Source organism: Robinsoniella sp. RHS, assembly GCF_001029355.1.
Lineage (GTDB): Bacteria > Bacillota > Clostridia > Lachnospirales > Lachnospiraceae > Robinsoniella > Robinsoniella peoriensis.
On record NZ_JNGB01000144.1, the window covers coordinates 1 to 8,990 of the forward strand.

Here is an 8,990-nt window from a genome sequence, read left to right on the forward strand (position 1 = left end):
CGTAAGAGAAGCAAAAAGCATGATACCATTATTAACTATGTGGATAAGGAAAGGCTTGATCAGATCTCAGAAACCGGCAAGCACCAGGGGGTTATTGCCTATGCAGCAGCTTATGAATATGCTGAAGTGGAAGATATTTTGAAGATTGCAGAAGAAAAGGGCGAACCTCCATTTCTTATATTGCTGGATAATATTGAAGATCCACATAACCTGGGAGCTATTATACGTACAGCTAATCTGGCAGGGGCTCATGGCATTATCATTCCGAAACGCCGTGCAGTAGGCCTTACGGCAACTGTTGCTAAGACTTCTGCTGGAGCTATTAACTATACACCGGTAGCCAAAGTCACAAATCTTGCGAAAACAATAGAAGAGTTAAAGGAAAAAGGTCTTTGGTTTGTCTGTGCAGATATGGACGGTGAAGTGATGTATAAGCAGGATTTAAAAGGAGCGATCGGATTGGTGATAGGCAGTGAAGGCGAAGGTGTCAGCCGCCTGGTAAAAGAGAAATGCGACTTTACTGCATCGATTCCCATGAAAGGGGATATCGACTCGCTGAACGCTTCCGTAGCTGCCGGTGTACTGGCTTATGAGATTGTAAGACAGCGGATGTAAACAAATATCAGGTGGAGGCGGGAAATGGTGTCCTACGACGGATATACCGACGAAGAATTAATCGTAAAGCTCAGGGATGGAAATCCCGGGATTACGGACTACATTATGGAAAAGTATAAATATCTGGTGCGTAAAGAAGCAAGGGCACTGTACTTAATCGGCGGAGATAAGGACGATCTGATCCAGGAGGGGATGATTGGCCTGTTTAAAGCTGTCAGGGATTACCGGGAAGACAGGGATGCCTCTTTTTATCATTTTGCAAAACTCTGCATCGGACGGCAGCTCTATCATGCAATTGAAGCTTCCAACAGGAAGAAGCATACCCCGTTAAACTCTTATGTTTCACTGTATTCAGGAACCCTTGAAGCAGGAGAAGAATCCCTGCCGCTGGAGGAAATTCTGTTTACCCAGGAGAGTAATCCGGAAGAACTGCTGATTCATCAGGAAAATAAAAAGCAGATAGAGGAGAAGCTGGAAGCATCCTTAAGCGCATTTGAAAAGAAAGTGCTGGACTGCTATTTACAGGGGAAAGACTATGTAGAAATAGGTGAACTTCTAGATAAGCCGCCCAAGTCTGTTGATAATGCACTGCAGAGAATCCGTAAAAAAATACGTTGACAAGCCGGTAGGATGCTGATATAGTGTAATACGCAATTGAATAAGACAGTTCGTGACCATCCTGTCTATAAATAAAACTAGTACGGTATAAGGTAAATAACAGAGAATAGAGTGACTGATATCCATATCAGAAGCGTTCCTGCAAGGCGACGGCGTAGTGTATCCTGCGATTAGCTTTGCAGGCTGCGGTATGGATAACGGGTGCTATATTTCTTTTATTTATGCAGTGCTGTACAGGGAAAATGATTATCGGAAAAAGCTGCAGTGAGGGTTTTTACCGGTACTGTTGATGGCGCTTAATTATAAGCGTCTTTTTTTATTTTCCTTATAACATCATAGCAGTTTGTAATTTTATTACACGCTCTAGTACTCTATCCTTCGCCTTGCAGTCTGACAAAATATTCATCACTGTCACTATCATTACTGTCCGGATGGAGTACTGGTCCGGCTTATCATTATGCTTCAGGTCAGTATGCCGGACGGAAAGGAAAAAAATGACTGAATTAAACCGCTATTCTATTATTTCTGAAAAAAATCCGCGGGAGATCATCCTGCTTCGGGGAAACGGCTGTAAATGGAGAAGATGCCGGTTCTGCGATTATCATCTGGACTATTCCAGAAACGAAGAGGAAAATTACAGATTAAACAAAATGGAAATTGAAAAGGTAACCGGAATTTATAAGACCCTGGAGGTAATCAATTCCGGAAGTTTTACTGATCTGGATGAAAATACGATGCAGGCAGTATTAAGTAAATGCCTGGAAAAGGAGATCAGACAGCTTCATTTTGAATGCCACTGGATGCATAGGGATAAGATTTCGGACATTAAAAGGTATTTTGGACAGCATGGTATTACGGTTAAGATTAAAATTGGTGTGGAAACATTTGATGCCCTGTTCCGGGAAAGTTACCTGGATAAGGGGATTACAACGGATTCACCCGAAGAAATTGCCGGATACTATGATGAATGCTGCCTTTTATTTGGAATTCCAGGTCAGAATGCAGCATCAATGGAGAGGGATATTTTAACCGGACTTGAATATTTTGACAGGGTGTGTATCAATATTATGAATGAGAACAGCAAACCTATTAAACCGTCTCCTTCTGTAATACGGGAGTTTATAAAAGAACTGATGCCCGTTTATCTGGATAACCCAAGGGTTGATATTTTAATAGAAAATACGGATTTTGGAGTAGGAGATAAGTAAAAGATGAGAAATGAGATTCTATTAATACTGAGTGTTGTTATTATTTATGGAAGTGTTCTGCTGTGGTATAAGCTGCTGGGGTGCAAAGGACTGATGGCATTTACCGTATTGGCAACGATATCTGCTAATATAGAAGTTTTGATACTGGTGAATGCATTTGGGATGGAGCAGACGCTTGGAAATATCTTATTTGCATCTACGTTCCTGGTGACGGATATCCTAAGCGAGGTATCCGGAAAAAAAGCGGCGAATCAGGCGGTAAACATTGGAATACTTACCTCCCTTACTTTTATTATTATATCCCAGTCCTGGCTGCTGTATCAGCCGGGAGCAAATGACTGGGCTCATTCGAGTATCGTAAATATTTTTTCCAATACACCGCGTATGATGGCAGCAAGCCTTATCGTATATGCCATTTCCCAGAAGTTTGATGTCTGGCTGTATCATAAATGGTGGGGGCTGACAAAAAGGCTGTGTGGAGACAGCAGACGCTATCTGTGGCTTCGTAATAACGGATCTACATTACTGTCCCAGCTTTTAAATACGGTTTTATTCACTATGGGGGCATTTCTGGGAACGTATGATACCCGTACCCTGATCAGTATTATGTGGGCAAGCTATGTAATCTTTATATTTACAAGTCTTGCAGATACACCTGCCGTATATCTGGCAAGGAGGATCAGACCTGTGGGAGAAGACGCAGAGTGTGCCTGAAAAGCCTCCTGTTTATTAAAAATATCTCTGAAAAAAGCTGCAGAAATGTTTTTCACAAATTCTTCAACAGGCTGTCACATATTTTTCACAACTATATTTTATAGTAATACATGTAAAAGCCGATAAGACTTTTTCATATAAATCTTTTTCATAACTCGCCAGTATCCGCCAAGATACTGGCTCTCCCTCTTTTTAGGGGTGAGAAAGCTTTTCTTTTTAAAACCTTTATAAATTCTTAAACAACTTTATAAAGCTTTAAGCGGGATGCCATATCTTATTCACAATTGATTGATATAGTATATACATACAAAGCAAACAAGCTTTTTTACATAAACTTTTCTCTCCCTCCTGGACTGGCGATGGCCAGTCCTTCTTTTTGCCATTTTAGCAGTTGGAAGGGAGTATAAAAATCTTCACAAAGTCTTCAAGTACTGTACACAGTTTCTTCACAGCAATCCGTTATAGTATTAAGTGTACAAAGCAAATAAGCATTGTTAATAATCTTTTTCATAACCTGCCAGTATCTTTAGATACTGGCACTCCCTCTGTATAGGGGTTTTATTTATTATAGTAGCGCAAAACATGCGGTACATATTCAGGATCACCGTAAGTAGTCCAGCCAAGCTGCGCTTTCATCTTATCTGAGTATTCCTGTGCATTCTCCGGAGAGTATCCTCCATAATTTTCCGCTGCCCACGTGGCATATGCATTTCCAAAATTATATTCCTGAAGAGCCAGTTTTAATTTATCCATATCGTTGACCGAAGTACACTGCGCTTCCCCGAGGCAATAGGCAAAGGTTTCCACGCCCACCTGAATGGAATAATCCACATCTGTAATACTGCCAGGTTCATTTGAGTATTGGGTATTAAAAGGACTTTCGGAGCATTGCATGACATCCGTTCCTTTTCCGGCACTTTCCTGCTGCATCATTGCAAGAATCACATCAGAATATTCGGAAATGTCGTATTCTTTACAATATTTTTTGACCTGATCTTCATACTGAAGAACACTTTTTGTTAATTCGCCTGGCCGGGGAGTTCCTGAAAACAGCAGAAAGCAGGTAAATATGCCTGCCGTCAAAAGTATAAAGCCTATGAGAAACCAGTTACGGCGCACCTGCCGCTTTCTTTTTAGCAGCTGTTCCTTTTGGCTCAGACGCTTTTTTGCCGAACTGCGGTTAGTTGAAGATAGCGTTGCGGATATTTTTTTTCTTTGATTTTTCCGGGTTGCTGATGATTTTGTTGTTTTTTGATAAGCTGCCATAATCCTCTCTTCTGTAAAAACATTCTGAGTAAACGGGTTGCTTAGAAAAGCAGTTATATACGAAAAAAGCCCCGGATATAATCCAGGGCTCCAAAGAGCTGATGACGGGAATCGGACCCGTGACCTCCTCACTACCAATGAGGTGCGCTACCGACTGTGCCACATCAGCCTGCGATATAAATAACCGCTACAGTTAAGAATTCTATCATAAGTTACTGCGCTTGTCAACGAATTTTTTAAAAAATTGATAAAATTCTGCATATTTCTTTTTATGTGCAAAGAGGAGTGCAATAAAATAAGCCGATGCTATACACATCGGCTTAAATGATCTAATAAATGATCGGATTTTTATTTGAGTAGCTGATTAAGCTGCACAAACGTTAACTGCCTGCATACCGCGGTTTCCCTGAGCGATATCGAAAGTTACTTTCTGTCCGTCTTCTAAAGATTTGAATCCTTCAGTAGCAATTCCTGAAAAATGTACGAAGAATTCTTCGCCTGTGCTGTCGTTTGTGATAAATCCAAATCCTTTAGTGCTGTTAAACCATTTTACTGTACCGTTATTCATAGTAGGTACCTCCAATTATAATATTATATCTTAACATGAAAATAAAAAAAATCACATATTTTTGTAAATCATCAATCAAATTAGTGACTTACAAAAATATGTGAAGATCAAAAATTCATTCAAAATACTCTCTTAATATACCATGTAAACAAAGCGTTGTCAAGATAAATAAAAAATATTTTATTATCAAAGAAATTTAGTTGAATTTTACCCCTAAACGGAAGGAAGGCCAGTACCTCATCGATACTGGCGAAAATGAAAAAGATTTAATTTCTTGAAAAAGTCTTATTGGCTTTTCATATTTATAATATAAAGGATAGTTGTGAAGAAAGTGTGACAGACGATTGAAGAGTCTGTGAAGAAATTGAAAAGTTTTTAATTGCCACTTTCCTGTGGGTTAAATTTTCTTAACAGGAACTATAATAGGGCTCCATTGCGGATTTCATTTATATCAGATATACTAGTAATAAGAAATGGCCGTTTCCATATTTAGAAGAGGAGCATATAAAATGAATATAGGTGAAGTTATCTTAAAGCTAAGAAAGGATAAACAATTAACGCAGGAGCAGCTGGCCCAGGCAATTGGCGTTACTGCACCGGCAGTGAGTAAATGGGAGACGGGGAGTACCTATCCGGATATTTTATTGCTGCCGCCCCTTGCCAGAGCACTTGGTACCACAATCGACCATCTGCTGTCTTATACCCAGGAGCTGGATATAAATATGCTGGATGAAATTATGGCAGATATACGCGTAATATGTCAGGATAAAGGCTTTCGGGAAGGAATGAAAAAAATTCAATTTTATTTAAAACAGTACTCAAATTCAGAAGAATTGAAAATGAGGGTAATATCCGCTTCCATAATGCTGTCTTATACAATGGATCAGGACTTTATGGAAGAAGAATGGGATGAATGGGGAAATCAGCTGGAAAAACTGGCTAAGGAAATAGTGGGTTCTTCCAATCCGTTAATTCGTGAAAATGCCAAGGTGTATCTGGTTACGAGATGCATGGAAGCGGAAAAATACGATGAGGCAGAAGCATATTTGGATTCCATACCACAGCAGCAGATTGATCCTTCACAGCTGCGGCCCAGTATCTATCTGAAAAAGGGAGATTATAAAAAGGCAGAGAAACTATTGCAATCCAATTTGTTGTCCGGTATCCGAAATGCAGAAATGGCATTGCTTTCTCTGACTGCAACCGCCAGAAAAACACAAAATTTAGAAAGAGCATTTGAATATGCAAGGGCAGGATGTGAGATAGAAGAGATCTTTGGAAGCGGAGGCTGTCTGTTTGCATGGGAAAAAATCACCCAGTTGTATTTGGAAACTTATCATGAGGAAGAAGCATTAAAGAGTATCATAAAATATATGGATCATATTCGGGAAATGGATTATTCTTTCCAGGACCGGGTTTATTTTGACACAGTCACATTGGACTGTAATGAAAACCAGGGTCAGGTAAAAGGAATAAAACAATCCCAGTTAAATCTACTGATGTCAGACGAGAGATATGAAAAACTGCGTGGATATGAGGCATTTCAGGAGGCAGTACAAAAACTCAAAGAACATATTGAGGCATTATAAAAGAAAGGGAATGCGTTGACTTTCCGGACAGCAGGCATTACACTGTAACTATTAAAGAAATGCTGATTGCATTTTAGAATGCGGTGAAAGATAGGAGCAGTGTATATGAATTATAAAATGATAGTCCAATATGATGGAACCAGGTATGATGGATGGCAGAAACAGGGGAATACGGATGATACGATACAAGGCAAGCTGGAGGCAATATTATCAAAAATGGCAGGAATGCCGATTGAAGTCCAGGGGGCAGGAAGAACAGATGCAGGTGTACATGCCCTTGGACAGACGGCTAATTTCCATCTTCCAAAGGGATGTGTCTTAACAGAGGATATCCGTGATTACCTGAATAAATACCTGCCGGAGGATATTGGGATTCTTGAAGTGACAGAGACAGCGGAGCGATTTCACAGCCGTCTGAATGCGAAGGAAAAGGTGTATCGTTACCGGATTTCTACCAGTACATTGAAAAATGTATTTGAGCGAAAGTACATTTATCCACTTGATGAACATCTGAATGTGAAAGCCATGCGTGAAGCAGCGGAAGCGTTAATTGGAACTCACGATTTTAAAAGCTTCTGTTCGAATAAAAGAATGAAAAAATCCTCAGTCCGTAAGTTAATTAAAATAGAAATTACAGAACTGGAAGGGGAATTGCAAATTAATTTTACAGGCGAAGGATTTTTGTACAATATGGTACGGATCATGACGGGAACGCTGATAGAAGTGGGCCAGGGAAAACGCTCGCCAAAAGAGATGACAGAGATTCTTGAGGGGAAAGACCGCTCTCTGGCTGGTATTACGGCTCCAGCCAGAGGGTTGTGTCTGGTTAAGGTTTCGTATTAAGAGATTATTTGCAGGTAATAGATTCTTGTGTTTTAGAAACGTGAATTATATTTATGGTACTCCACTGCTGAAAAGTGCTAATAAACGTATTTTGATATTGACTAGCTGAATAGTAAAAATGTACTTCTATTAGCATCATCATAGCTAATAAGAGAATAGAAATATATTTTACGAACTTTGATGTTAAATTAGAACTTTTAAAATGTCTAATTCTTTTTTCTATATTGGATTTATGACTACATAAAGCCGTTGTAATGGAAAACTTCTGTTTGAATTGCATTGAATAGCGAAGTATAGTTGAGAAATATTCTTTATTTGTAAATATATTCTTTTGATGTTTACAGGAAATTTCGTCACAGCTATATTCGGACCAAATATCTAATTGTTTTGATATATAGATAAATGAAGGATTTATCCAAAAGATACCCCTAAGTATTATTAATAGATATTTAAACAGAAGATCTTTTCTGTAGATATGGATAAACTCATGAAGCATAATAATATATAATTCCTTATCGGTTGGGGTATTTTCGGGAAGTATAATTTTAGGTTTTAATGCACCGGTAACTATTGGAATTGTTATGTTGCAGTTAGAATAGAGTTTTATTTTTTTGTTGAAATTAAAGTTACTTTTTATTTGGGATAGTATATGAGTATAATGAGGATCTAAAATGTATGCGTTATAAAAAGAAATGTTTCTGCTGAATTTTAAAATATTAATCAGAATTCCAGTTAAGAAAATAATAATTCCAATCCCCCAAATACATATAACAACAAAAGAAATCTGATATAAGATAAAGTTTGTTATACTCATACTTTCCAGCTGGATTCCTGAATATGTTGATTGCAGGGATTTAAAACCGATAATTGATATTAACAGGAATATTATCAAGGTTTTTATACTATTAAAACAAAATGTAGATGAAACATTCTTATCAATTATTTTATGATAAATAGCCCAAAGAACACATGTTACAGCAATTACTATATTTAATAATATAAAAAATAAAATAGTTCAATTATCCAATTCATCTAGTATCCTTTCGATTTTTTCAGTTTGAGATATGCTAAGTTTTTCTTGGTCACATAACGCTGATATTAAATTCTTCACTGACCCATTACACCAAAAGTTCACTGTATTATTAATTTCATTTAATTTGTAGCTATCCTCTGTTACTATGGCACGATAATAAAAATATCGGCCTTTTCTGTATGAGGTCGCAACACCTTTTTCGATTAAATGAGAAAGAAATGTAGAAACAGTTTGACGTTTCCAGCTTTTATTAAATTTTTGTTCTATGAGTGGTAGTATTTCTGAGAGTAAAAGATCATGATCAGCCTGCCATAAGATTTTCATGATTTCTAATTCACTCTTCGTTAATTCATGTAATTCTTTCATCTATTCTTTTCCTCTCGATGATTTAATGTATTTTTAATTAATAATAATATGTTCATTCAGAATAGTCAACTAGATTTAGATACTTTATACTATAGTTCAATTATGGTAATCAGTATCTATTTTGATTTGACTTATATTGATACTTACTAAAATTATTTATACTATATTGT

The 8,990-nt window shown here is 37.7% G+C and carries 10 protein-coding genes and 1 tRNA gene; 6 read left to right on the top strand and 5 right to left on the bottom strand.

The window, feature by feature from the left end:
* From rlmB to RHS_RS26265, 4 genes are all read left to right on the top strand, one after another.
* Positions 1-615: 23S rRNA (guanosine(2251)-2'-O)-methyltransferase RlmB (gene rlmB, locus RHS_RS26250; RefSeq protein WP_047834837.1), on the top strand; the 615-nt coding region annotated here is incomplete at its 5' end.
* A 24-nt stretch (positions 616-639) separates the two neighbouring features.
* Positions 640-1,233 carry an RNA polymerase sporulation sigma factor SigH gene (gene sigH, locus RHS_RS26255; RefSeq protein ID WP_027293463.1) on the top strand — a complete coding sequence of 198 codons (594 nt, stop codon included), beginning with the start codon at positions 640-642 and terminating at the stop codon, positions 1,231-1,233.
* A 494-nt stretch (positions 1,234-1,727) separates the two neighbouring features.
* Positions 1,728-2,441 carry a radical SAM protein gene (locus tag RHS_RS26260; protein WP_047834838.1) on the top strand — a complete coding sequence of 238 codons (714 nt, stop codon included), beginning with the start codon at positions 1,728-1,730 and terminating at the stop codon, positions 2,439-2,441.
* 3 nt (positions 2,442-2,444) lie between these two features.
* On the top strand, positions 2,445-3,155 hold the full coding sequence (locus tag RHS_RS26265; RefSeq protein ID WP_027293465.1) for a queuosine precursor transporter: 711 nt from the start codon (positions 2,445-2,447) through the stop codon (positions 3,153-3,155).
* Positions 3,156-3,713: 558 nt separating this feature from the next.
* On the opposite strand, the gene RHS_RS26270 is transcribed toward RHS_RS26265, so the two are convergent.
* The 3 genes from RHS_RS26270 to RHS_RS26280 form a co-directional block, all read right to left on the bottom strand.
* Positions 3,714-4,421, bottom strand: coding sequence for a lysozyme family protein (locus RHS_RS26270; RefSeq protein ID WP_395023564.1), 708 nt, complete (start codon positions 4,419-4,421; stop codon positions 3,714-3,716).
* Between the two features lie 96 nt (positions 4,422-4,517).
* Positions 4,518-4,590 (bottom strand) — tRNA-Thr (locus tag RHS_RS26275).
* Between the two features lie 195 nt (positions 4,591-4,785).
* Positions 4,786-4,989, bottom strand: coding sequence for a cold-shock protein (locus RHS_RS26280; RefSeq protein ID WP_027293467.1), 204 nt, complete (start codon positions 4,987-4,989; stop codon positions 4,786-4,788).
* Between the two features lie 509 nt (positions 4,990-5,498).
* Here RHS_RS26280 and RHS_RS32055 point away from each other — a divergent pair.
* Complete coding sequence (locus RHS_RS32055) at positions 5,499-6,578, top strand: helix-turn-helix domain-containing protein (RefSeq protein ID WP_052377750.1); 1,080 nt, start codon at positions 5,499-5,501, stop codon at positions 6,576-6,578.
* Positions 6,579-6,683: 105 nt separating this feature from the next.
* Positions 6,684-7,421, top strand: coding sequence for a tRNA pseudouridine(38-40) synthase TruA (truA, locus tag RHS_RS26290; RefSeq protein WP_047834840.1), 738 nt, complete (start codon positions 6,684-6,686; stop codon positions 7,419-7,421).
* Between the two features lie 4 nt (positions 7,422-7,425).
* On the opposite strand, the gene RHS_RS26295 is transcribed toward truA, so the two are convergent.
* Positions 7,426-8,235: a M56 family metallopeptidase gene (locus RHS_RS26295; protein WP_047834841.1), complete on the bottom strand. Its 810-nt coding sequence runs from the start codon at positions 8,233-8,235 to the stop codon at positions 7,426-7,428.
* A gap of 201 nt (positions 8,236-8,436) precedes the next feature.
* Positions 8,437-8,820: a BlaI/MecI/CopY family transcriptional regulator gene (locus RHS_RS26300; protein WP_027293470.1), complete on the bottom strand. Its 384-nt coding sequence runs from the start codon at positions 8,818-8,820 to the stop codon at positions 8,437-8,439.
* Positions 8,821-8,990: the final 170 nt, after the last annotated feature.